20 protein-coding genes are annotated in these 22,890 nt (G+C 69.0%); 14 read left to right on the top strand and 6 right to left on the bottom strand.

Annotated elements, in window-relative coordinates:
- Positions 1 to 53: 53 nt before the first annotated feature.
- The 6 genes from ABD655_RS15365 to ABD655_RS15340 all read left to right on the top strand — a co-directional run bounded on the left by ABD655_RS15365 (position 54) and on the right by ABD655_RS15340 (position 7,740).
- On the top strand, positions 54 to 1,283 hold the full coding sequence (locus ABD655_RS15365; protein ID WP_344715263.1) for a trans-sulfuration enzyme family protein: 1,230 nt from the start codon (positions 54 to 56) through the stop codon (positions 1,281 to 1,283).
- Positions 1,284 to 1,377: 94 nt separating this feature from the next.
- Complete coding sequence (locus tag ABD655_RS15360) at positions 1,378 to 3,921, top strand: circularly permuted type 2 ATP-grasp protein (protein ID WP_344715261.1); 2,544 nt, start codon at positions 1,378 to 1,380, stop codon at positions 3,919 to 3,921.
- A complete protein-coding gene (locus tag ABD655_RS15355) occupies positions 3,918 to 4,835 on the top strand; it encodes a transglutaminase family protein (RefSeq protein WP_344715259.1) in 918 nt (305 codons plus the stop codon). The genes ABD655_RS15360 and ABD655_RS15355 overlap by 4 nt, the downstream gene beginning before the upstream one ends.
- A gap of 69 nt (positions 4,836 to 4,904) precedes the next feature.
- Positions 4,905 to 6,200: a sensor histidine kinase gene (locus ABD655_RS15350; RefSeq protein ID WP_344715257.1), complete on the top strand. Its 1,296-nt coding sequence runs from the start codon at positions 4,905 to 4,907 to the stop codon at positions 6,198 to 6,200.
- Entirely contained in the window at positions 6,188 to 6,865 is a 678-nt protein-coding gene (locus ABD655_RS15345) for a response regulator (protein WP_344715255.1), read from the top strand. The genes ABD655_RS15350 and ABD655_RS15345 overlap by 13 nt, the downstream gene beginning before the upstream one ends.
- Entirely contained in the window at positions 6,862 to 7,740 is an 879-nt protein-coding gene (locus tag ABD655_RS15340) for a DUF4097 family beta strand repeat-containing protein (RefSeq protein WP_344715253.1), read from the top strand. The genes ABD655_RS15345 and ABD655_RS15340 overlap by 4 nt, the downstream gene beginning before the upstream one ends.
- Before the next feature lie 40 nt (positions 7,741 to 7,780).
- On the opposite strand, the gene ABD655_RS15335 is transcribed toward ABD655_RS15340, so the two are convergent.
- On the bottom strand, positions 7,781 to 9,172 hold the full coding sequence (locus ABD655_RS15335; protein ID WP_344715251.1) for a DUF2252 domain-containing protein: 1,392 nt from the start codon (positions 9,170 to 9,172) through the stop codon (positions 7,781 to 7,783).
- 117 nt (positions 9,173 to 9,289) lie between these two features.
- Between ABD655_RS15335 and ABD655_RS15330 the strand changes: the two genes are divergently transcribed.
- Positions 9,290 to 10,123 (top strand): aldo/keto reductase, encoded by an 834-nt coding sequence (locus tag ABD655_RS15330; protein ID WP_344715250.1) that lies wholly within the window; start codon positions 9,290 to 9,292, stop codon positions 10,121 to 10,123.
- A gap of 85 nt (positions 10,124 to 10,208) precedes the next feature.
- On the opposite strand, the gene ABD655_RS15325 is transcribed toward ABD655_RS15330, so the two are convergent.
- The 5 genes from ABD655_RS15325 to ABD655_RS15305 form a co-directional block, all read right to left on the bottom strand.
- On the bottom strand, positions 10,209 to 10,973 hold the full coding sequence (locus ABD655_RS15325; RefSeq protein WP_344715249.1) for an SDR family oxidoreductase: 765 nt from the start codon (positions 10,971 to 10,973) through the stop codon (positions 10,209 to 10,211).
- 14 nt (positions 10,974 to 10,987) lie between these two features.
- Positions 10,988 to 11,212, bottom strand: a complete 225-nt coding sequence (locus tag ABD655_RS15320) for a hypothetical protein (protein ID WP_344715248.1) — start codon at positions 11,210 to 11,212, stop codon at positions 10,988 to 10,990.
- Between the two features lie 48 nt (positions 11,213 to 11,260).
- Positions 11,261 to 11,674 (bottom strand): VOC family protein, encoded by a 414-nt coding sequence (locus tag ABD655_RS15315; protein WP_344715246.1) that lies wholly within the window; start codon positions 11,672 to 11,674, stop codon positions 11,261 to 11,263.
- A 190-nt stretch (positions 11,675 to 11,864) separates the two neighbouring features.
- A complete protein-coding gene (locus ABD655_RS15310) occupies positions 11,865 to 12,824 on the bottom strand; it encodes a DNA-3-methyladenine glycosylase family protein (RefSeq protein WP_344715244.1) in 960 nt (319 codons plus the stop codon).
- A gap of 209 nt (positions 12,825 to 13,033) precedes the next feature.
- A complete protein-coding gene (locus ABD655_RS15305; RefSeq protein ID WP_344715242.1) occupies positions 13,034 to 13,771 on the bottom strand; it encodes a winged helix-turn-helix domain-containing protein in 738 nt (245 codons plus the stop codon).
- A 575-nt stretch (positions 13,772 to 14,346) separates the two neighbouring features.
- Between ABD655_RS15305 and ABD655_RS15300 the strand changes: the two genes are divergently transcribed.
- The 7 genes from ABD655_RS15300 to ABD655_RS15270 all read left to right on the top strand — a co-directional run bounded on the left by ABD655_RS15300 (position 14,347) and on the right by ABD655_RS15270 (position 22,883).
- Positions 14,347 to 15,417, top strand: coding sequence for a LacI family DNA-binding transcriptional regulator (locus ABD655_RS15300; protein ID WP_344715241.1), 1,071 nt, complete (start codon positions 14,347 to 14,349; stop codon positions 15,415 to 15,417).
- 103 nt (positions 15,418 to 15,520) lie between these two features.
- On the top strand, positions 15,521 to 16,837 hold the full coding sequence (locus tag ABD655_RS15295) for an ABC transporter substrate-binding protein (RefSeq protein WP_344715240.1): 1,317 nt from the start codon (positions 15,521 to 15,523) through the stop codon (positions 16,835 to 16,837).
- Positions 16,838 to 16,947: 110 nt separating this feature from the next.
- The gene (locus ABD655_RS15290; RefSeq protein WP_344715238.1) at positions 16,948 to 17,931 is read left to right on the top strand and encodes a carbohydrate ABC transporter permease; all 984 of its coding nucleotides are present in this window, start codon (positions 16,948 to 16,950) and stop codon (positions 17,929 to 17,931) included.
- Positions 17,931 to 18,842, top strand: coding sequence for a carbohydrate ABC transporter permease (locus ABD655_RS15285; protein WP_344715886.1), 912 nt, complete (start codon positions 17,931 to 17,933; stop codon positions 18,840 to 18,842). Before ABD655_RS15290 ends, ABD655_RS15285 begins: the two co-directional genes overlap by 1 nt.
- Positions 18,842 to 21,079: an alpha-xylosidase gene (gene yicI / locus ABD655_RS15280; RefSeq protein WP_344715236.1), complete on the top strand. Its 2,238-nt coding sequence runs from the start codon at positions 18,842 to 18,844 to the stop codon at positions 21,077 to 21,079. Before ABD655_RS15285 ends, yicI begins: the two co-directional genes overlap by 1 nt.
- Before the next feature lie 5 nt (positions 21,080 to 21,084).
- A complete protein-coding gene (locus ABD655_RS15275) occupies positions 21,085 to 22,587 on the top strand; it encodes a GH1 family beta-glucosidase (protein ID WP_344715234.1) in 1,503 nt (500 codons plus the stop codon).
- Entirely contained in the window at positions 22,584 to 22,883 is a 300-nt protein-coding gene (locus ABD655_RS15270; RefSeq protein ID WP_344715232.1) for a GNAT family N-acetyltransferase, read from the top strand. The genes ABD655_RS15275 and ABD655_RS15270 overlap by 4 nt, the downstream gene beginning before the upstream one ends.
- The last annotated feature ends 7 nt before the right edge of the window (positions 22,884 to 22,890 follow it).

Below are 22,890 nucleotides of genomic sequence, written 5' to 3'. Positions count from 1 at the left end.
GGCATGCTTCAGGTCGGATTGCTGCTGGCGCAAGTCTCTGCTGTTCTGGGCCCATGGACAAGAGGCATCCCCGGTTCGACACCCGCGCCGTGCACGCCGGCATGGCGGGTCTGCGCGAGAACGGGACGCATGTTCCGCCCATCGACTTCTCGACGACGTATCCGCTGCCCGATGTGGGCAGCGGCGGCCTCGCCTACGAGGAACTGGCGACGGGGCAGAGTCTCGGACCGGGCCGCAGCGCGGTCTACCAGCGTCTGTGGCAGCCGGGCGTCGCGCGCTTCGAGGATGCCCTCGCCGACCTCGAATCCACCGAGGGGGCCGTGGCCTTCGCCAGCGGAATGGCCGCGCTCACGGCGTGCCTGATCGCATCGGTCACCGCCGGCAAGCCGCACGTCGTCGCGGTCCGGCCTCTGTACGGCGGATCCGATCACGTCCTCGAGAGCGGACTGCTCGGCACGACCGTCACCTGGGCATCGGCGGACGGCATCGCCGCCGCCGTGCGTCCGGACACCGGGCTCGTCATCGTCGAGACGCCCGCGAACCCGACGCTCGAGCTGCTGGATCTCGCCGAGGTGGTCGCCGCAGCCGGCGGGGTCCCCGTGCTCGTGGACAACACCTTCGCGACTCCGGTCCTGCAGCAGCCGGCCCGTCACGGCGCCACTCTGGTGCTGCACAGCGCCACGAAGTACCTCGGTGGGCACGGCGACGTGATGGGTGGAGTCGTCGCGACCGATCAGCAGTGGGTCGAACGGCTGCGCCGCGTGCGTGCACTGACCGGAGGACTGCTGCACCCGATGGCCGCCTATCTGCTGCACCGCGGACTGCGCACCCTGCCTCTTCGGGTGCGCGCGCAGCAGGCGACCGCGCAGGTGCTCGCCGAGCGGATCAGCGCGCACCACGCCGTCGCCCGCGTCTTCTACCCCGGGCTCCCCGGCCAGGATCCCCAGGGGCTTCTCGGTCGCCAGCTCGAAGGACCGGGCTCGATCATCGCGGTGGAACTCGCAGGCGGGTACGACGCGGCGGCGAGGTTCACCGAGTCGTGCGAGCTCATCGAGCACGCGGTCTCGCTCGGCGGCATCGACTCGCTCGTGCAGCATCCGGCCTCGCTCACGCACCGACCGGTCGCGGGGCCGGCCAAGCCCGGTGCCGGCGTCGTCCGGCTGTCCATCGGACTCGAGCACATCGACGATCTGACCGACGACGTGATGGTGGCGCTCGCCGCGGCGGAGACCGCCACGCTCACGGATGCCGCCACCGCGGCACCGTTCGTCGACGCCCGCTGACCTCCGCCCGCGCAGGCCGCGTCCTTCGACGCGGCCCGGCACGTGCGAGAGTGTTCCACGTGCCAGTGACAGCCGCCCCGGAGAGTCTGCCCCGATGAGCGTTCTCCGCGACTACGCGGCGGGGCTCGCGCAGCCGACTCTTCCGCTCCCGCCCGGCAACGGCGCGAGGTTCGACGAGGTGGTCGGGCCCGACGGCGCGCTGCGACCGGCGTGGAAGGGCATGGCGACGATCGCCGTCGAGTTGACTCCGGCCGAGGTGGACCGGATCGACACCGAGATCACCACTCTGCTGGCCGACGACGGTGCGACGTACGGCAGCGGCGACGCCGGTTCGCAGCCGTGGCAGCTCGACCCCATGCCCCTGGTGTTGGATGCCGCGACCTGGGCACGTCTCGAGGTCGGGCTGGCGCAGCGGACCGAGCTGCTCAACGCGCTGCTCGCCGACATCTACGGCGACCAGCGGCTGCTCGCCGAGGGTGTGATCCCCGCCGCAGTCGTGTTCGGCCACTCCGGATTCATCCGCCCGATCGCGCGTCGACGCGGTTTCGACGCGAACCCGCTGATTCTCTCCAGCACCGACCTGGGGCGCGATGCCGCGGGGGAGTGGCGCGTGCTGACCGACCGTGTCCAGGCGCCGTCGGGACTCGGCTACGCCATGGAGAACCGCCGGGTCCTCTCGCGGGTGCTCCCCGAGCTGTACGAAGAGGCCGGGCTGCACCGTATGGAGCCGTATTTCTCGGTGTTGCGCGCTGCCCTGCTGCAGGCCGCCCACGCGGCGGCCGTCGACCCGCGCGTCGTCGTGCTCTCGCCCGGGACGCACTCGGAGACCGCGTACGACCAGGCCTTTCTGGCCAACATCCTGGGATTCCCGCTGGTGCAGGGCGAGGACCTCGTGGTGCAGGACGGATGGGTGTGGCTCAAACCTGCCGGCTTTCCGCAGCAGCAGCCGCACGAACGCGTGGATGTGGTCCTGCGCCGTGTGGACGCCGAATGGTGCGACCCGCTCGAACTGCGCGCCGGGTCGCAACTGGGTGTCGCCGGTCTCACCGAGGTGGTGCGCCGCGGGCGCGTGCGCCTCGTGAACGGGCTCGGCGAGGGCGTGCTGGAGAACCCCGGGCTCATGCCGTTCATGCCGGCCGTCTGCGAGCGGCTGCTCGGCGAGCAGCTGCGGCTCCCATCGGTGCCCACCCGATGGTGCGGCGACCCCGATGAGCTGGCGACGGTGCTGGAGGCGGTGGCCGATCACTCCTCGGAGATGATCGTGCGTGAGATCGACGGACGCGCCGCCGATCTGTCCGCTCTGGACCCGGCATCCCTTCGAGCCCGGATCCTCGCGGCACCGCACCGATTCGTCGGGCAGGCGCGCGTGCCCCTGTCGCAGGCGCCGGCCTGGGGCGAGACCGGCCGCGTGTCGGGGCGGGTGCAGCCCCAGCCGCTCGTGCTGCGCGCATTCACGGTGCGCGACGGTGCGATCTACCGGCCGCTCGTCGGAGGCTTGGCGACGCTCGTCGACGGCCGCACGGCCGCCCTGCGCACGAAGGACGTGTGGGTGCTCAAGGCCTCGCCGGGTGACCCGGACCAGGGTCTGGTCGAGGTGGCGCCCGTCCCGCTGTCCCGCGCCGTTCCGGTCCTGTCCCCGCGGGCCGTCGAGGACATGTTCTGGTCCGGCCGGTACACGGAGCGCGCCGAAGACCTCGTGCGTCTCGTCATCACCGTCAGCGCCTACGCGGAGCAGCTCGACTTCACCTCGACGACACAGGGTGGCGCGGCACTGGGCGCACTTCTCGGAGTGCTTCAGCGTCTCGGCGGATCGCGTTGGCCCGACCCCGATCTCGAGCAGCGCTCGCTGCTGGTCGATGCGGATCGGCCCGGCTCGGCGGCGCACTCCCTGGAACGCCTGCGTGATGCGCTCGAGGGCGTGCGCGACCAGCTCTCGGGCGATACCTGGCGCGCCTTCGGCAGCACCGACCGCGCGATGAAGGCACTGCGTGCATCTCGCCGACCGCAGATCGCCGAGTCCGCGAGTCGGATGCTGGGCGGCATCCTGTCCCTGCACGGAGTCACCGCGAACATGATGCGCGACGACGGCTGGCACGCCATCGAGGCGGGGCGCTACCTGGAGCGGGCGCTGCAGGTGTGCACGCTGCTCGGCGCCACGACCACCGTCTCGGGGGCGGGCACGGAACGCGCGGTGCTCGGCGGTGTGCTGATGGCGGCGGAGAGCTCGGTCACGCACCGGCGTCGGTTCCGGGGCGGCGTCCGCGCTGCCGACGTGCTGGAACTGCTGCTCGCCGACCCCGACAACCCCCGCTCGCTGGCGTTCTCGCTCGAGCGCGTACGCGTCCACCTGTCGCAGCTGGCCGGCTCCAGCGGGTCGACCCGGCCGGAGCGGCTGATCGAACACCTCGAGGAGTCGCTCGAGCAGACCGATCGCGTCGAGCTCGCGGTCTCCGAGGAAGACACCCGCCCCGGGCTCGGGGCGTTCCTCAGCGAGACGCACGCGCAGCTGCAGCGGCTGGGCGATGCCATCACCCACCTGCACTTCGGGGGCGGACCCCATCCGCAGCCGCTCTCGTCGCTGTCGCTGACCGAAGTGACGGCACAGGCGGCAGCCCCGTCGTCGGAGGTGACGAGGTGAGGTACCGGGTCACCCATCGCACGACGTACGCGTACGACGAGGACGTCGCGAGCAGCTTCGGCCTGGCCCACCTGCGACCGCGGGAACTGCCGTGGCAGCAGGTCGCCGCTCGCACGGTCGTGATCGATCCGGTTCCCGGTGACATCACCGAGGACATCGATTGCTACGGCAATGTCGTCTCGTACTTCCATGTGAGCCAGCCGCACACGCAGCTCACCATCGATGCGACCAGCGAGGTGACCGTCCTGCCGACCGTCTACGACACCGAGGCGCTCGCCGGAGCATGGGAGAGCGCGCGACCGCTGGCGAAACCCACCGCCTCACCGCGCAGTTGGGCGGCGACGGAGTTCGCGCTCGAATCGCCCAAAGTGCGGCACATCGGCGCCGCGCGGGAGTATGGCGCCGCGTCCTTCGCGCCCGGCCGGCCGATCGGTGACGCCGTCACCGATCTCATGCATCGCATCAAGGCCGACTTCCACTACGACAAGACAGCCACCACGGTCACGAGCACGGTGGCGGACGTCTTCGAGAAGCGGGCGGGCGTGTGTCAGGACTTCGCGCACCTCGCTCTTGCGTGTCTGCGCAGTCACGGCATCGCGGCCAGATACGTCAGCGGCTATCTCGCGACCCGCCCGGCAACGGGAACGCCGCGCCTGGTCGGCGCGGATGCGTCGCACGCGTGGGTCGCGGCGTGGCTGCCGGGCTCGGACCAATGGCTCGCCTTCGATCCGACCAACGACCAGTGGGTCTCGGACCGGCACGTCACCGTGGCATGGGGCCGTGACTACGGGGACGTTCCACCGGTGAAGGGCGTGATCTTCACGGAGGCCAAGAATTCGACTCTGCGGGTCTCGGTCGACGTCGCTCCGCTCGAGGACTCCGCAGAGCCCTCGCCGGGGCCGGCGCTGTCGTAGGGATAACCCGAACCCAGGAGTCGGGTCCACCGGGGGGCGTCGCGAGAGGCACGACCGTACCGTGGAGTCATGACCTCTCAGACCTTGACGCGACCCGTCGAACCGTCGTCGGCAGTACAGCGTCCCCCCACCCTCGCCGCCCCGCTGCGTGTCGCCGGCGCCATCGCGCAACTGGCCGCGCTCGGGATCATCGGTCCCATCGTCTTCACCGTGCTCGCCACGCTGCTGGGCGTCGGGCTGGGATTGGTCCCGGTACTCGGAATCGGTCTCGCGCTGCTGCTCGGCTTCATCTACGGCCTTTACGGCTTGGGTTGGCTGGAGACGGCACGCGTCGACGGTCTGTACTCGCTCGGACTGCCGGGTCTGCGGCCACGCGCTCGCACGCGTCCCGGTTTCGGTGGGTTCCTGCGGATGGTCTGGCACCAGTTCATCGACCCGTCGATGTGGCGCGCCATCGCCAGCGCCGCGATCTCCACCATCCTCGGGCTGGTCGTGTTGCCACTGATCTCGATCTTCGCGTCGGGCATCGTCCTCGCCTTCGCGCCGCTGTTCGCCCGCAGCGGCGCCGTGCGACTCGCGGCCACGTCGTTCGAGGTGCCCGTGGCGTGGGCGTCGATCGTGGGAGTGCTCGCGGCCGTGGTCGCGCTCGCCGCTGTCGTCGGCATCGCGCTGCTGCACGGTGTGCTGGCGCGCGTGATCGTGGTGCCCACCCGCGAGGCGCAGCTGACGGAGCAGGCTCGGACCTCCGATGCCCAGCGCGCCGGCGCCCTCCGCGCGTCCGAGGTAGAGCGCACGCGCATCGAGCGTGACCTCCACGACGGCGTACAGCCCCGACTGGTGTCGGTCGGCATGACCCTCGGCCTGGCGCAGCAGAAGATGGACGACGACCCGGCAGCGGCCAAGGCGCTGCTGGCCGAGGCGCACACCTCCACCAAAGCGGCGATCACCGAACTGCGACAACTCGCCCGCGGCATCCATGCGTCCGTCCTGGATGACCGGGGTCTGGATGCCGCCCTCTCAGCCCTCGCCGGACGATCCCACATCCCGGTCCACCTGGACGTACGGCTCGACTCCCGCTGCAGCCGTGACGCCGAAGCGGCCGTGTACTTCGCGATCGCCGAGACGCTCACCAACGCGGCCAAGCACTCCCGCGCCACTGACTGCCGGGTCATCGTGCGCCAGCGGGAGGGCGGAACGCTCTGGGCGCGCGTGGAGGACAACGGCATCGGCGGCGCGCAGGTCATCGCCGGCGGAGGACTGGACGGCATCTCGAACCGCATCCTCGCGGCCCGCGGCACGGTGCGGCTGGACAGCCCACAGGGCGGACCCACATCCCTGGAGGTGAGCGTCCCGTGCGCATCCTGATCTGCGAGGACTCGGTCCTGCTGCGCGAAGGTCTGGTGCGGCTGCTGGAGGATGCCAAGCACATCGTGGTCGCGGCACTGCCGGATGCGACGCTGCTCGACCAGACGGTCGCCGACACCTCGCCGGATCTGTGCATCCTCGATGTGAGACTGCCGCCCACCTTCACCGATGAGGGAATCCGTGCCGCACTCCGGCTGCGCGCGCAGCACCCGGCGCTTCCGGTGGTCGTGCTGTCGCAATACGTCGAAGAGCGCTACGCCACCGACCTCATCACGGCACAGGGAGGTGCGCTCGGCTACCTGCTCAAGGACCGGGTCGCCGACGTGACCGACTTCCTCGACGCGATCACCCGGATCAGCGAAGGCGCGACCGTGCTCGACCCCGAAGTCGTCGCGCAACTGCTGAGCCGGCGACCGCAGGACGAACGGATGCGTCGTCTCACCGATCGCGAAGCGTCGACGCTCGCGCTCATCGCCGAAGGAAAATCCAACCAGGCGATCGCCTCGACGCTGTTCGTCTCTGAGGCCAGCGTCGAGAAGTACATCACCGCGATCTTCCAGAAGCTCGATCTCGAACCGGACGAATCCGGCAACAGACGAGTGCTCGCAGCGCTCGTCCACCTCGAATACGGCGGCGGACAGCCGCAGGCAGGAGCACCTTCATGAGCACCCCGACCGACCCCGCCCGCCCGACCTATCCGCCGGACGCCGCGCGCCCGGTGACGCCCACTCCGCCGCAGAACCGTGAGACGCGGGGCGCATCGCGGGTCGTGGCCATCCTGACCATCGCACTCGGCGGGGCGGTCGTGCTCGGCGCAATCGGCTCCGCGACGTTCTCGACGATCGCCGCCGCGAGCGTGCACACCGAGTCGCAGTCGATCGACGCGGCCGGCGTCACCGATTTGGACATCTCCGTCAATGGGGCAGCCCTGCGGATCGAGTTCGACGACGTCGTGGAGGCGACCCTCGAGGTGACCAGCGGCGCCGGCGTCGGCCCCTGGACCCTGGAGCGCGACGGCGACGAATTGAACGTCGAATCACCACGCAGATTCGGTCCCGGATGGTTCTTCTTCGGCGAGGACGTGAAGGCGACCCTGACACTCCCGCGGGACATCGAGGGTGCGACTCTGGATGCCGACCTCGACCTGTCCGCGGGCGACCTCACTGTCGACGGAGACTTCGGTGCCCTCGACATCGAGGTCAGCGCGGGCTCGCTCACCGTCGACGGATCCGCGAAGACGCTTCTCGCCGACCTCAGCGCCGGCGGAGCGGACATCGACCTCACCGACGTGGCGGAGGCCGAGTTCACGGTGAGCGCCGGGACGATCGATGCGCGGCTGGAGGGATCGCCGCCGCGGACGGTGACGGTCGACGTCAGCGCCGGCTCGCTCGATCTGCGGCTGCCTGACGGCTCGTACGACGTCCAGTCGGACGTGTCGGCGGGTGAGTTCCACAACGAACTGCGCACCGATGCGGGTGCTCGGAACGTCGTCAACGTCACCGTCTCGGCCGGCTCCGCCACGATCACCAGCGCCCGGTAGCGCGCGCCGTCGCAGCAGGGAAACCCTGGCGGTGACGGCGTCACCACTCCGCTGACGTGGCCGCCTCGAAATCGCTCATCGACTGGTCGGCGTACGCGACCGACCAGTCGATGAGGGCGCGAGCGGCGGAGTCCGACCGGCCGATGTAGCCCAGCACCTGACCCGCGGTCGGGCTCTGCGCGTGCGCGCGGCCGAGGAGGCCGGCGCATGAGGCGACGTAGTCGCTGAAGGCGCCCACCGAGAGGGCATCGAGCTCGACCGAGCCCTTCATGTCGTGGAACTGCCGGACGTAGAAGTCGCGGCCGTTCGCTCGCAGATGCCCGACGAACGGATCTGTGACGGCTTGGAGCACGCGCTGCATGCCCACGACGCGGAAGCCCTGACCGTGGGTGGCGACCCCGGCGGTGATGCGACTGGGCTGCGCGATGCCGCCGTACTGCGCGAGGACCGATTCACCTGCCTCCTTCACCTGGAGCAGGAGCGCGTCCTCATCGGCGCCCTGCAGGAGTTGGAGGTAGCACCGGGTACCCACGCTGCCGACACCGACGACGCGCCGAGCGAGGTCGGTGGGCTCGTACTGCGCGAGCACCGTGTCGATGTCGATGCCCACGGTGTCGCGATATTGCGCGAACAGCGCGTGTATGGATGCGGGGTGCTCGGAGGGATCCACCGGTACCGCGTCGTCGAGACGAAAACGCACCATCGTCGGCGGGTTCGCCACGAACCGCAGCTTGCCGTCCGGATCGCGCTCGGTCGTGCGATGGATCGCCCGCGCCGACGTGCGGCGTTCGGCGGCACTGAGCGCCGCCTTCAGCACGCGTCGACCCTCCGTGCTGAGCTGCCGCCGGGCGGACTCGATGTTCAGATGCATGAAGTAGCGCTCTGCGGGGCTGAGCTCGACGAGCCGGCGAAGGAGCGAGACGTATTGCGCGAACGCGCGCGCGGCGATGCGGCGGATGTCCGATTCGTCGTACCCCGCTTCGCGCCCGCCCACCACGACGCTGGTCAGGAGGCGCTTGACGTCCCACTCCCACGGCGCGACGGCCGCCTCGTCGAAGTCGTTCAGGTCGAACACGAGTTGGCGTTCGGGTGAGGCGTAGAAGCCGAAGTTGCTGATGTGCGCGTCCCCGCACGCCGCCACCATGATGCCCGAGTGCGGGTCGCGTCCGAGGTCCAGCGCCATCAGACCCGCCGTCCCCCGGTAGAAGGCGAACGGGCTCGCGAGCATGCGTGCCATCCGAACCGGAACGAGGTCCGGCACGCGGGTCTCGTTCTGCGCGCGGAGGTGAGCGACGGCGTCGCGCCGGGGCGGGCGGCGTTCCGCCAACTCGGAGCGGGCGATCACGCGTCGCAGGCTCTTGCCCAGCTCGCGGGACTCGGCACGGCTGAAGTGCGCGCGCTCCCTCAGCAGATCAGGCGAATTCAGCGGCATCTGGTCATTGTGTCGTATATCCGCGACGCCGGTGCAGCCTTGCCGACTCAGCGCAGGACGAGAGAGCATCACGCGCACGGCCTGGTTCGCGCGGCGCGTCCTGGGCAGGATGGGAGCATGCTCAACATCCCCACCGCGACACTGAATGACAAGAGCGAGTTCCCCGAAGTCGGCTTCGGAACATACAACCTTCGCGGACCGGACGGCGTGGCCGCGATCGTCTCAGCGATCGAGACGGGCTACCGGTTGCTTGACACCGCAGTCAACTACGAGAACGAGCGCGAGGTGGGGCAAGCCGTGCGCGACAGCGGCGTGGATCGCCGCAAGATGCTGGTGACGACGAAGATTCCCGGCCGCAGCCACGGGTACGACGAGGCCGTCGAGAGCACGAACGTCTCTTTGGCCGTCCTCGGTCTGGAGTGGATAGATCTGTCGATGATCCACTGGCCCAACCCGCGCGTGGACAAGTACGTCGACACGTGGCGCGCCATGATCGACATGCGCGAAAAGAGGCTCATCCGCTCGCTCGGCGTCTCGAACTTCACCCCGGCGATGCTCACACGCCTGGTGGACGAGACCGGCGTCACGCCCGCGGTGAACCAGGTCGAGATGCATCCGTACTTCCCGCAGGCCGAACTGCGGGCGTTCCACGCGGAGCACGGCATCCGCACCGAGAGCTGGAGTCCGCTGGCCCGACGCTCCGAGCTTCTGCACGAGCAGGTGCTGCAGGAGCTCTCCGAGATCTACGGCGTGACACCTACGCAGATCGTCCTGCGCTGGCACGTCCAACTGGACAGCACGCCCATTCCGATGTCTGCGGATGCCGACCGCCAGCGCGAGAACGCGGACGTGTTCGACTTCGCGCTCACTCCCGACGAGGTCGACGCGATCTCGTCGCTTGAGCGTGGGCGACTCTGGGGCGGCGACCCCGACACCCACGAGGAGATGTAGTGCCGGCTTCTCGCCTCGGTTGAGGCGATGACCGGCGAGGTCGCGGCGGACCCGAATGTCGGGGCGGCTCCGGATGCCGCGGCGGCTACCGCCTTCGTCGCTGTTGCGCAGGCAGCGACGTCAGCCACTCAGCGTACGTCTGCGTCCCGAGCAGAGCGCCGGGGCCGGGCAGGAGCGAGCCATCGCGCTGGGCGCGCCCGGACGGGCCGGGCAGCGGGACGGCGGGAATCCAGGCGCGTGACCCGTTCTTGCGGGCGAAACCCCGCACCATGTCCGCAAGCCGCTCTTCGCGGGGGCCGGCGAGATCTGGTGCGCGTCCCGCCGGCGCACCCTCGGCAAGCGTGACGAGGTGCGCGGCGACCTCGCGGGCGGCGATCGGCTGCGTGCGCATCATCGGCGCGACGTGGACCGGGCCGATCTTCGCGCGTTCGTAGATCTGCTCGGCGAACTCGTGAAACTGCGTGGCGCGAACAACCGTCCAGGGCACATCGCCGCGCGCGATCGCACGCTCCTGGGCCAGCTTGCCGGCGTAATAGCCATAGGGTGCCCGGTCGACACCGACGATCGACAGAGCGACATGGTGACCGACGCCGGCCTCACGTTCCGCTGCCAGCAGCGTGTGCGTGGTCGCTTCGAAGAACCTGACGGCCTCATCGGCGTCCAGCGTCGTGACATTCACCACGTCTATCACGGCATCCACACCCCGCAGCGTCTCGGTCAGCCCGGCGTCCGCCGCGAGGTCCACGCCGGCACTGCGCGCGAGGACGATGACCTCGTGCCCGCGCACGCGCGCCTGCTCCGCCACATGGGTGCCCACGTGTCCGGTCCCACCGGCGACGGCGATTCTCACGGCGTGACCGCCGGCTACAGCTGCGCGCCGTTGTCGTCGGGGTCGTTCAGGCCCACATGTCGACCGCGCCACGATTCGTAGGCGATGAGCCATCCGATCGACAACGCGAACGCCAGAATGAGGCCGAGCCAGAGTTGTCCCCAGATGAGGCCGAACAGCACGCCGAGGGCGAGGATCAGCACCGTTCCGAGAAGCCACTGGACGCGCCCCTTGGGCCAGCCGCTGCGAGGTTCAGACATGCGCTCAGCATACGACCGTCGCGCGGGGGTGAGGATCCGGCCCGGGCGTCAGGACTCCGGGCTGTACGCGACCATCCAGTCGATGCCGAACTTGTCGCGCAGCATTCCGAATCGTCCGCCCCACGGCGGCACCTCGAACGGCATCGTGACGGCCCCGCCATCGACCAGCGCGTTCCAGAGCCCCTCGAGCAGCGGCTCATCGTCGCCGCTCACCGAGACCGAGATGCCCGCCGGCGGCGTGTACGGCATACCCGAGGGTGTATCCGAAGCCATCAGGACCATTCCGTCGGGGCTGGTCAGCTGCGCGTGCATGACGAGGTCGTTCTCGCTCGGGTCCTGCACCATCCCCTCGTACGAGCCGAACGTCGAGATCTCGAGGTCGCCTCCGAACACGCTCTGGTAGAACTCCATCGCGGCGCGGGCCTGATTCTGAAACGAGAGATACGGGTTGAGGGTGGGCATGTCTACTCCCGGATTGGGGCGCGTGTGCGCCGGGTCTTTTACACGGAACCCCATTCGGCGGCGCGAGGCGTTCGGTAGAGGCAATGCCGTCGGGCGCGCCCGCGGCAGATCACAGTGTCGTCGGGGCCCCCGACATCCGCAATGGGTCGGTGCGCGGTCCGGCGGAGGGCGATCGCTCGGCGCTGGAACGTCAGCGGCCGCGGTGATCCTCGGGGTGCAGTCGCGGGCCGCGGCGCGGCTCCCGGATGCCGCTGGCCCCGATGAGCCGGATCACGCGCTGGCGCTGGCCTGCCCAAGGGGCGAGCAGCTCCAGCATCCCGTCGTCGTCGACGCGCGTTCCGGAGAGGGCGTAGCCGACTTCGTGCGCGAGATGGAAGTCCCCGACGCTCACCGCATCGGCGTCGCCGACGGCGCGGATCCGGGTTTCGGCTGAGGTCCACGGGCCGATCCCGCGCTGGCTGATGAGCACGCGATCACGCGCCTCGCCGTCGGCCGCGGACAGGAATGTGCGGCCGATCACCTCGCCGCACCGTGCTGCCTCGACCACGGTGCGCGCCTGCGGCGGCTCGAGCCCCGCCCGGTGCCACGACCAGGACGGCACCAGACGCCAACCCTCGATGCTCGGGGGCGCGTACATCGGTCGCGGAGTGGGGCCGGGTGCCCGCTCGCCGTGCCACGTGACGATGCTCCGCCAGGCGGCGAACGCCTGCATGCCGGTGACCTTCTGCTCGATGATCGCGCTGGCCAGGGCATCGAAGAACAGGTCGGTGCGACTGATGCGTACGCCGGGGTTGCGATGGTGCGCCGCCGCGATGAGCGGATGCCGGCCCGCATCGAAGTCGCCCGGATCGTCCTCAGCCCCGCAGAGCGCGGGAAGCTGCTCGAGCGCCCAGGCGGCGCCGGCGCCCCACGCCGCCGCGCGGATCACGCCCGGGGAGACCTCGCGCAGAGCCAGCGTCGCCGTGCCCGCGGGGGTGCGGCTGGTGCGCCAGATCACTGCCCCCGAGACCTGCATGGTGGGGTCCCCGCGACCGTGTCGCTGATACAGCACGGTCCGCCCGAGGTCGAGCGGATGCCGCGGCCGGTACTCGGTCTCCAACGGTCTCGCGGCGTCGGAGCGCGTTTCGCGCCGGACCTCCGCGATCGTCATGCGCCCAGGTTACGCGGCGGGTCCGGACATCCGTCGTTCCCCTGTCGCAACCGGCGCCCCGCATCGGCGTGTTGCGACAGGCGAGCGGGGGGGCGGACGGGCGTCGTGTTGCTCCCCTGTCGCAATGTGCGCGCCGAGTCGGCGTGTTGTGACAGGGGAGCGGGGCGGGGCGCGCGGGGCGCGCGGCGCGGGCGCAGGCGGCCGGTGGCTCAGAAGCGGTCGGGCGAGGGGGTGCCGTGGCCGTAGCGGATCGACACGTCGGCGTGGCGGTCGAAGCGGTAGCCCACCCCGCGCACCGTCCGCACGATGTCTTCGTACCGGCCGAGCTTGGCCCGCAGACGCCGCACGTGCACGTCGATCGTGCGCTCGCCTGGAGACTCGTCCTCGGTGACGCCCTGCCAGAGCGATCCGACGAGCTCGGTCCGCTCGATCGTGCGTCCCTCCCGCAGCACCAGGTACTGCAGCAGCTCGAACTCCTTGAAGGTGAACGCGGCGGATTCGCCGTCGATCAGCACACGCTTGCGCGAGATGTCCACGACGACTCCACCGTGCAGGCGGTCTTCGTCCTCGGGCTCGTCCTGCTTGGTCCGGGCGATCGCGGACGGCTCGTGCAGGGCCAGGCGTACGACGTCGACGTCCCGGCCACCGGCGCCGACCGGCGCCAGCGCGACGGTCGCATAGGTCTCGGCATCCGGGGCGAGTTCGGCGAGGGTGCGGCGCAGCGCGTCGACCAGCACTCCGAGCGAGACTCCGGATGCCGCGGCCTTCGCCTCATCGATGCCGACGTAGAGGGCGAAGCCGCGCGGCGCGGTGCCCGGTGGCAGGTGCCGCGGTGAGGGGGCGGCGTCGACGGGAGCCGGCGCCAGAGCTTCGGCGGTCGGGGCCGTCGGGACGGCGCGAAGGTGACGCGCGGCCGCGGGACGTTCGAGGAGAGCGGTGTTCGACATGAGATGTGGTCCTTGCGATGGAACCCTGGCCGTGATCGACGTGGAGCGGGTTCGGCTGTGCTGCTGATCGGCCCCGATGGCGGGCCTGGGGTGCGAGGCGTCCGACGTGCGCGTGATCGACGCGCTTGTGGATGCTCGGGGATCCTGCGCGGCGTTCAGAAGCTGCGGGAGGATCCGGCGGGGGTCACCGTGTCAGCGACACATTCGACAACACATGACGATGCGGCCGGCCATCATGCCGGCAGTCCCGTTCGCCTCCCAGGCGGACAGAGAACGCGCGTTGTCAGTCATGTGCCCGATTATGTCCGACTGCGTCCTCGTGCGTCAAATCGCACACTCCACGCGGGGCGCGCGTGACGGAATGTTACAGATTGCTCAGTCGACTCCGGGCCGACGGCGGTCGGGTGCGGCAAAGTGTCTGCGCGTCATATGTTGGCCAATCCACCAAACCCCTTGCACTCCTCGCAGAACTGCGCTTAGTATCTCCATCGAAGCGTTTCCGCGAAGCGCTTCGATGATCTGCATATGATCAGACGGTTCGCGAATGCACACGACGGAGTTGGCATGGTGCTGGCATGGTGAAGATCAACGAGGTGGCTGCGGCTGCCGGCGTGTCCATCAGCACCGTCTCGTACGCGCTGAGCGGCAAACGACCGATCTCGCCCGCCACGCGACGCCGCATCGAAGAAGCGGTCCGCACGCTCGGCTACAGCCCCAACGCCGGTGCCCGCATGCTCGCGGGCAGTCGGACGCAGATCTTCGCCCTCACCGAGCCGCTCCGTCGAGACACGCACGCGCCGACACACATGGCGTTCGTCCTCGCGACCGCGGTCGCCGCCCGGCGCAGCGATTATGACATCCTCCTGCTCACCGACGAAGACGCGAAGGCCGGCATGAGCCGGGTGGCCGCGAACGGGCTGGTCGACGCGATTCTCGTCCTCGACGTCGCGCCCGACGACGAACGGGTCGTGCTCGCCCGGGCCATCTCGACGCCGACGATCTTCATCGGTGTGCCCGACGACTCCGACGGGCTGGTCTGCGTCGACCTCGACTTCGCCGCCGCCGCCGCGCTCGCGGTGGATCGGCTCGCGGATGCCGGTCACACGTCGCTCGGACTGGTCGGCCAGCCTGACGTGAGTTACGCGAAGTCCAACTTCCCGCCGCGCGTGCGTTCCGCCTTCGAGGCCACGGCAGAGAGACGAGGCCTCCAGGCCGCCTTCGGAACCACGGGCACCAAGCGAACGAGCCGCACCGCGACACGGCGCACGGTCTCTCAACTGCTGGATGCCGGGGCGACTGCGTTCGTCCTGCACTGCACCGAAGAGGCCCATGCGGTCGTCCTCGCCGAGCTGGCCGAGCGCGGCCTGAACGTCCCCGGCGACGTCTCGGTCGTCTCGGTGGGCGCCTCGTTCGACACCGGTGCCCTCGCGACTCCCGTCGATTCGATCCCGCTCGTGCCGGAGGCGTCCTGCGATCTGGCCGTCTCGCTGGCGATCCGCAGCCTTGGCGACGATCGTCCGGAACCGGGACTTCGGCTCATCCCTCCCACCTACGAGTCGCACGGGTCGGTCGCATCGGTCCACCGCGCGCCCGAGCCGGGCCCCGCCACGGATTCGGATATCCACCGCGAGGAGGCGGTGCACTGATCCCCTCCGTCACCGCTCTTTTCCTTCGCCGATCGTCGAAGCGCTTCAATACCCAGATCATCCGTCCCGACCACTGCCGGTCACCAAGAAAGGAATGCCACTGATGGCACGCACTATCCGAACAAACGCCAAGCGGGGAATCGCCCTCGTCAGTTCGCTGACGATCGCCGGCCTCGCGCTCGCCGCCTGCTCAGGCGGATCGTCCGACTCCGGCGGAGAAGCCGGCGACACCCTGAAGCTCTGGCACTACGAGGGCGCGGACAGCGCCATGGGAATCGCGTGGGCCGAAGCGATCAAGGTCTTCGAAGAGGAGACCGGCGCGACGGTCGAGTTCGAGGAGAAGAGCTTCGAGCAGATCCGCTCGACGGCGAGCCAGGTCCTCAACTCCGACGAAGCCCCCGACATCATGGAGTTCAACAAGGGCAACGCCACCGCCGGCCTGCTCGCGAGCCAGGGGCTGCTCACGGACATCACCGACGCGGTCGGTGAGTACGGCTGGGACGAGAAGCTCGCCCCCGCGCTGCAGACCACCGCCACGTACAACGAGGATGGCGTCATGGGCTCCGGCTCCTGGTTCGGCGTCCCGAACTACGGCGAGTTCGTCACCGTCTACTACAACAAGGATGCGTTCGCCGCGGCAGGTCTGGAGATCCCGACCACCTACGACGAGTTCACCGCGGTGCTCGACGCGTTCGTCGAGCAGGGCATCACGCCGCTCGCCGAGGCCGGGCTGGAGTACCCCCTCGGTCAGCTCTGGTACCAGCTCGCATTGAGCCAGGCCGACCGCCAGTTCGTGAACGACTACCAGCTGTACGAGAACCCGGTCGACTGGCAGGGCGAAGAGATCACGTACGCGACCGAGACTCTGCTGGACTACGTCGACAAGGGCTACATCGATCCGGACGTGTCCGGTGTCAAGGCCGAAGACGCGGGCGTCTCGTTCATCAACGGCACCGCCCCGATCTTCGTGTCGGGCAGCTGGTGGTACGGCCGGTTCGTCAACGAGATCACCGACTTCGACTTCGGCATCTTCCCGTTCCCGGACAGCGACCTCAGCCTCGGTTCCTCGGGCAACCTGTGGGTCGTGCCGGAGCGCGCCGCGAACAAGGAGCTCGCGTACGAGTTCATCGACATCACGATGCGCCCCGAGATCCAGGCGCTGATCGGCAACAACGGCGGCCTGCCCGTCGCCGCCGACACTGCCGACATCACCGACGCGAAGAGCCTCGAGCTGATCGAGGCGTTCAACGCCGTCAACGAGAAGGACGGACTGTCGTTCTATCCCGACTGGCCGACCCCGACGTTCTACGACACGCTCGTCGCCGAACTGCAGGAGCTCGTGAACGGCACCAAGTCGTCTGCCGACGTGCAGAAGGCGCTCGGCGACGAATACGAGTCGTACGTCTCGGACTTCCGCTGACACTCGCCTGATCCTGGGCGGCCTCGTCCCGATCGAGGTCGGGGCCGCCCAGCTCGCTCCGGATGCCGCGGCATCCCCCTTCTCTCTTCCGCATGACACAGGAGCCGGCCATGACCGCTGTTCCCTTCGTCCGACCGCCAAAGGCGTCGCGAGCGAAACTGCCCCCCGAGGAGCCACTGATCCCGCAGCGCGGGCGAGGAAGCGCGGCGGCCTACTGGCTGTACCTCATCCCCGGCCTCGTCCTGCTGACGATCGTCGTCATCATTCCGCTGTTCTGGAACTTCTACCTGACGTTCACCGAGTGGCGCGGGATCAAGCCCCCGGAGTGGATCGGGCTGGACAACTGGGTCGAGCTGATGGGCGACGCGAAGTTCTGGACGTCGTTCGGCAACAGCATCTGGATGATCGTCGCGATGGTGATCGTGCCCACCACCGTCGGCCTGATCCTCGCCGCCCTGCTGTTCGACGTCATCGGGCGCAAGTACGGCGGTAAGCTCGCGAGCTTCCTGCGCGCCACCTACTACCTTCCGCAGATCCTGCCTGCGGTGATCGCCGGCATCGTGATCGGATGGATCCTGCGGCCCGGCGATGGCGCACTGAACCAGATCCTCGAGAACATCGGCCTCGGTGCGCTGACCCACAACTGGCTCGGCAGCCCCGACACCGCGCTGGCGAGCATCATGGTCGTCCTGGTCTGGATCCAGATCGGCTATCCCGTCGTCGTGTTCATGGCGGCGCTGCAGCGAGTCGACCCCGAGCTCTACGAAGCCGCCGAGCTCGACGGCGCGAACTGGTTCCAGCGCTTCAGCGCCATCACGGTCAGCATCATCCGGCCCGAGATCTACGTGGTCACCCTGACCTGCACGATCGCGGCGCTGAAGGTGTTCGGCCCGGTCTACGTGCTCACCCGCGGCGGTCCCGGTACATCGACGATCGTCCCGGCCTACTACGCGTACACCGAGTTCTTCCAGGCACAGCAGGTCGGGTACGGCGCGACGATCGCGACGGCCCTCACGATCGTGATCGCGATCGTCTCCATTCTGTTCATCCGCGCTCAGAACGCGTCGGAGCGCAAGGAAAGGGCGGGTCTGTGATGGTCGCCGGAACCGCTATCGCCGTCGACACGAAGCCGACGAAGCCGACCAAGCCGACGAAGCAGCGGCGGCGGCGCGGGGGCATGTCGCGTCCGCGCGGCGTGGACTGGCTGATGCTCGCATTCGTGGTCGTCGCCGCGATCCTGATCATCGCGCCGTTCTACCTGATCCTCGTGAACTCGTTCAAATCCCCCGCGGACTACTCCAACGGCGGACCGCTGTCGCTGCCCACGTCGTTCTATTTCGACGGCATCGCAAACTTCTGGAACCGCGTCAACTTCCCCGAGAAGATCTGGAACTCGATCTTCATCTCCGGCATGGTGGCGGTGCTCGCGGTGCTCATCTCGGTACTGAACGCCTTCGCGATCGGCATCGGCCGCATCAAGGGCCGGTCCTGGATCGTCCTGCTGTTCCTGCTCGCGAACCTGCTGCCGCAGGAGGCGCTGCTGTACCCGCTGTACTACATGTTCAAGGCGGTCGGGCTGTACAACAACGTGTGGTCGGTGATCATCATCTTCACCGTCATCCAGGCGGCCTTCGGCACGTATCTGCTCTCGGCCGTCTACGGCACATTCCCCAAGGAGGTTCTCGAGGCCGCCGCGATCGACGGCGCTACTCGCTGGCAGATCCTGTGGCGCGTGATCTTCCCGATCAGCCGTCCCACCCTGTCGGTCCTGCTGATCTTCTTCTTCATCTGGACGTGGAACGAGTTCCTCATCCCGCTCACGTTCCTGGTCTCCAATGCGAACCAGACCGTGCCCGTCGCGATCAGCGTGCTGCAGGGCGACCGCCTGATGGATGTCACCACCACCAGCGCGTCGGCCCTGCTGGGCCTGATCCCCACGCTCATCTTCTTCCTCATCTTCCAACGCACCCTCACACGGGGCATCACGGCAGGAGCAGTCAAGTAATGAAGTTCACCGACGGGTTCTGGCAGCTCCGCCCCGGGGTCACCGCGCTCTACTCGCAAGAGGCCTACGACATCTGGCAGATGGATGCCGAAGACGATGGCGCCGGACTGCAGATCACCGCCCCGACTTCCGTCATCGCCAGGCGCGGCGACGTGCTCAACCGCCCGGTGCTGACCGTGTCGCTGTCCTCGCCGATGGAGGGCGTCGTGCGCGTCCGGGTCGCCCATCACACCGGGGGGCCCTGGCACGGCGGGTTCGATCTGCCCGGGGCCGTCGCCGGCGGAGCGGGCGCGGTATCGGTCACAGACCGCGGGGGAGTGCTCGAGAGCGGAGCCCTGACCGCGAGGATCGCCGCGGGCGCACCGTGGGATCTCTCGTTCGAGGTCGACGGCACGCGTGTGACCGGCAGCGGTCTCAAAGCCCAGGCGTACCTGAACGTCGCCGACGAGACCCAGCTCAGCCACGGCGTCGTCGGCAACGCACGCACGGGTGCGGCTGCGCCCAGCGCCCACGCGTTCGTGCGCGAGCAGCTCGATCTGGGTGTCGGCGAGTTCATCTACGGGCTGGGTGAGCGCTTCGGACCGTTGGTGAAGAACGGGCAGTCTGTCGACATCTGGAACGCCGACGGCGGCACCTCCAGCGAGCAGGCGTACAAGAACATCCCCTTCTACCTGTCGAACCGGGGCTACGGGGTGCTCGTCAACGACCCCGGCCACGTGTCGTACGAGATCGGGTCGGAAGCGGTCGAGCGCGTCCAGTTCTCCGTTCCCGGTGAGGTGCTGGAGTATTTCGTGATCGCGGGCCCCACACCCAAGCAGGTCCTCGATCGCTACACCGCCCTCACCGGCCGTCCGCCGATCGTGCCCGCGTGGTCGTACGGACTGTGGCTGTCGACCTCGTTCACCACCGACTACGACGAAGCCACCGTGACCTCGTTCGTCGACGAGATGGCCCGCCGCGAGCTGCCGGTGTCGGTGTTCCACTTCGACTGCTTCTGGATGCGCGAGTTCAACTGGTGCGACTTCGAGTGGGATCCGCGGGTGTTCCCCGATCCGGACGGCATGCTCGCTCGGCTCCGCGAGAAGGATCTGCGGGTGTGCGTGTGGATCAACCCGTATATCGCGCAGCGATCGCCGCTGTTCGCCGAAGCCGCGGCATCCGGGTATCTGGTGAAACGTCCGGACGGAGCGGTGTGGCAGTGGGATCTCTGGCAGGCGGGCATGGGTCTGGTCGATTTCACGAACCCGGACGCGACCGCCTGGTACCAGGGAAAGCTTCGGGCCCTGGTCGATCAGGGAGTGGATTGCTTCAAGACCGACTTCGGCGAGCGGATCCCGCTCGAGGTGGAGTACTTCGACGGATCCGACCCGTCCCGCATGCACAACCTCTACACGCAGCTGTACAACAAGGCCGTGCACGAGGTCCTCGTCGAGGCGAAGGGCGCCGGCGAAGCGGTGCTGTTCGCGCGGTCGGCGACCACCGGCGGCCAGGCGATGCCGGTCCACTGGGGCGGCGATTCCACCTCGACCTTCGAGTCGATGGCTGAGACGCTGCGCGGCGGCCTTTCGCTCGCGATGAGCGGGTTCGCGCATTGGAGCCACGACATCGGCGGTTTCGAGGGAACCCCGGATGCCGCGGTCTTCAAACGCTGGACCGCCTTCGGCCTGCTCGGCTCGCACAGCCGCTTCCACGGCTCCAGCTCCTACCGCGTGCCGTGGGCGTTCGACGAGGAAGCGGTGGAGGTCACCCGTGTCTTCACGCACCTGAAGATGCGGCTCATGCCGTACCTGTTCGCCGCGAGCCTCGAGGCGGCCGAGAAGGGCGCGCCGATCATGCGGCCCATGCAGCTGGAGTTCCCCGACGACCCGGCGGTGGCCCATCTGGACAGGCAGTACATGCTGGGAGCCGACATCCTCGTCGCGCCGGTGTTCACGGCCGACGGCGACGTGGAGTTCTACCTGCCCGCGGGCACCTGGACCCATCTGCTCACCGGCGACGAGGTCACCGGCGGCACCTGGCGACGCGAGCGGCACGGGTTCACCTCGCTTCCGCTGTATGTGCGACCGGGTGCGGTCATCCCGTGGGGTGCGCGCAGCGACCGCCCCGACTACGACTACCTCGACGGCCTGCGATTGCGGGTATTCCCGGGTGGGACGGGCACCGCCACGGTGACCGTCACGACACCCGAAGGCGCAGCGGAGACGTTCGCCGTCGACCTCGCGGAGGTGACAAGGTGAGTCTCGTGAAGACGACGCACACCGAGGGCAGTCCGGACTATCGGGACAGCGGTCTGGTGTTTCCTCCCGGATTCACTTTCGGCTCCGCCACCGCGTCGTACCAGGTCGAGGGTGCCGCAGCCGAGGACGGGCGCGGGCCGTCGATCTGGGACACGTTCAGCAAGACACCCGGCAAGGTGTGGAACGGCGACACCGGCGACATCGCGTGCGATCACTATCATCGGGTAGAGAGCGATCTGGACCTCATGAAGGACCTGGGGCTGGACGCGTACCGGTTCTCGATCGCGTGGCCGCGCATCCAGCCCACCGGTACCGGTGCGGTGAACCAGGCCGGCATCGACTTCTATTCGCGGCTGGTCGACGGGCTGCTCGAACGCGGCATCAAGCCCGTCGCGACCCTGTACCACTGGGATCTGCCGCAGCCGCTCGAGGACGCCGGCGGCTGGCCGGTCCGGGCCACGGCCGATGCGTTCGCGGATTACGCCGCGATCATGGGCGCGGCACTGGGCGACCGCGTCCACACCTGGACCACTCTGAACGAGCCCTGGTGCTCCGCGTACCTCGGATACGGGCAGGGCGGACACGCGCCCGGTCGGCACGAGCCGGCCGCCGCTCTCGCCGCGGTCCACCACCTGAACCTCGCGCACGGCCGTGCCCTCCAGGCGCTGCGGGCGACCTCCACCGGTGCCCCCGAGTACTCCGTGACGCTCAACTTCCACGTCCTGCGCGGGCTGGGGGATGCCGCGGCCGAGGCGACGCGTCGGATCGACGCACTGGCGAACCGGGCGTTCACCGGACCCATGCTGCACGGGGCGTATCCGGCGGACCTGCTGGAGGACACGGCATCCGTCACCGATTGGTCGTTCGTGCAGGACGGTGACCTCGCCTCGATCCACCAGCCGATCGACGTGCTGGGCGTGAACTATTACTCCACCGCGACCGTGCGGATGTGGGACGGCGTCTCGCCGCGCCAGCACAACGACGGGCACAAGACGACCGCGGGCGGCACGGCGTGGCCGGGCAGCGACCGCGCGGTCGAATTCGTCGAGCAGCCGGGCCCGTACACCGCGATGGGATGGAACATCGCCCCCGAGGGTCTGGAGGAGCTCTTGCTGAACATCTCGGCGGAGTTCCCGGACCAGCCGCTCATGATCACCGAGAACGGCGCCGCGTTCGACGATACGGTCGCCACCGACGGCTCGGTGCCCGATCCCGAACGCCTCGACTACCTGCGTCGCCACTTCACCGCCGCCCACCGAGCCATCGGGCGAGGGGTCGACCTGCGGGGCTATTTCGTGTGGTCGCTGCTGGACAACTTCGAGTGGGGCTATGGGTATGCCAAGCGGTTCGGCATCGTCCGCGTCGACTTCGACACCCTCGAACGGACCGTCAAGGATTCCGGCCTGTGGTTCCGCGAGCTGGCGACGACGGGTGCTCTGCCGGGTCCAGGGAACGCCCAGGCGCCTACGCGCCCGGAGCCAGTGATCGGAAGTACCCTATCGACGTGACTTCGCTGACCTTCACCCACGAACCCGACGCCTCGCGCTACACCCTGCACCGCGGCGATGACCTCGTCAGCGTGCTGGACTACCGCGATGACGGCCGCACGGTCGCGATGACCCGCGCCTACACCGTGCCCGGGTTCCGAGGTCACGGCTATGCCGGCGAGCTGGTCGATCGCGCGGTCACGCTCTTGGAGGGCCAGCAGAACCGACAGGTGATCCCGGTGTGCTGGTACGTCGCGGACTGGTTCGCGGAGCACCCCGAGCGCGGCGGCATCCTGCAGCACCGCGCCACCGCGTAGGCACCCG

Source organism: Microbacterium terregens (assembly GCF_039534975.1).
Taxonomy (GTDB): domain Bacteria; phylum Actinomycetota; class Actinomycetes; order Actinomycetales; family Microbacteriaceae; genus Microbacterium; species Microbacterium terregens.
This window is presented reverse-complemented; position numbering and strand designations above follow the sequence as displayed.

Excerpts from the sequence above, each read along its gene's own strand:
- ABD655_RS15365 (WP_344715263.1), top strand. The coding sequence starts at position 54 with ATGGACAAGAGGCATCCCCGGTTCGACACCCGCGCCGTGCACGCCGGC.
- ABD655_RS15360 (WP_344715261.1), top strand. The coding sequence starts at position 1,378 with ATGAGCGTTCTCCGCGACTACGCGGCGGGGCTCGCGCAGCCGACTCTT.
- ABD655_RS15350 (WP_344715257.1), top strand. The coding sequence starts at position 4,905 with ATGACCTCTCAGACCTTGACGCGACCCGTCGAACCGTCGTCGGCAGTA.
- ABD655_RS15340 (WP_344715253.1), top strand. The coding sequence starts at position 6,862 with ATGAGCACCCCGACCGACCCCGCCCGCCCGACCTATCCGCCGGACGCC.
- ABD655_RS15335 (WP_344715251.1), bottom strand. The coding sequence starts at position 9,172 with ATGCCGCTGAATTCGCCTGATCTGCTGAGGGAGCGCGCGCACTTCAGC.
- ABD655_RS15330 (WP_344715250.1), top strand. The coding sequence starts at position 9,290 with ATGCTCAACATCCCCACCGCGACACTGAATGACAAGAGCGAGTTCCCC.
- ABD655_RS15320 (WP_344715248.1), bottom strand. The coding sequence starts at position 11,212 with ATGTCTGAACCTCGCAGCGGCTGGCCCAAGGGGCGCGTCCAGTGGCTT.
- ABD655_RS15315 (WP_344715246.1), bottom strand. The coding sequence starts at position 11,674 with ATGCCCACCCTCAACCCGTATCTCTCGTTTCAGAATCAGGCCCGCGCC.
- ABD655_RS15310 (WP_344715244.1), bottom strand. The coding sequence starts at position 12,824 with ATGACGATCGCGGAGGTCCGGCGCGAAACGCGCTCCGACGCCGCGAGA.
- ABD655_RS15305 (WP_344715242.1), bottom strand. The coding sequence starts at position 13,771 with ATGTCGAACACCGCTCTCCTCGAACGTCCCGCGGCCGCGCGTCACCTT.
- ABD655_RS15300 (WP_344715241.1), top strand. The coding sequence starts at position 14,347 with ATGGTGAAGATCAACGAGGTGGCTGCGGCTGCCGGCGTGTCCATCAGC.
- ABD655_RS15295 (WP_344715240.1), top strand. The coding sequence starts at position 15,521 with ATGGCACGCACTATCCGAACAAACGCCAAGCGGGGAATCGCCCTCGTC.
- ABD655_RS15290 (WP_344715238.1), top strand. The coding sequence starts at position 16,948 with ATGACCGCTGTTCCCTTCGTCCGACCGCCAAAGGCGTCGCGAGCGAAA.
- ABD655_RS15285 (WP_344715886.1), top strand. The coding sequence starts at position 17,931 with ATGGTCGCCGGAACCGCTATCGCCGTCGACACGAAGCCGACGAAGCCG.
- yicI (WP_344715236.1), top strand. The coding sequence starts at position 18,842 with ATGAAGTTCACCGACGGGTTCTGGCAGCTCCGCCCCGGGGTCACCGCG.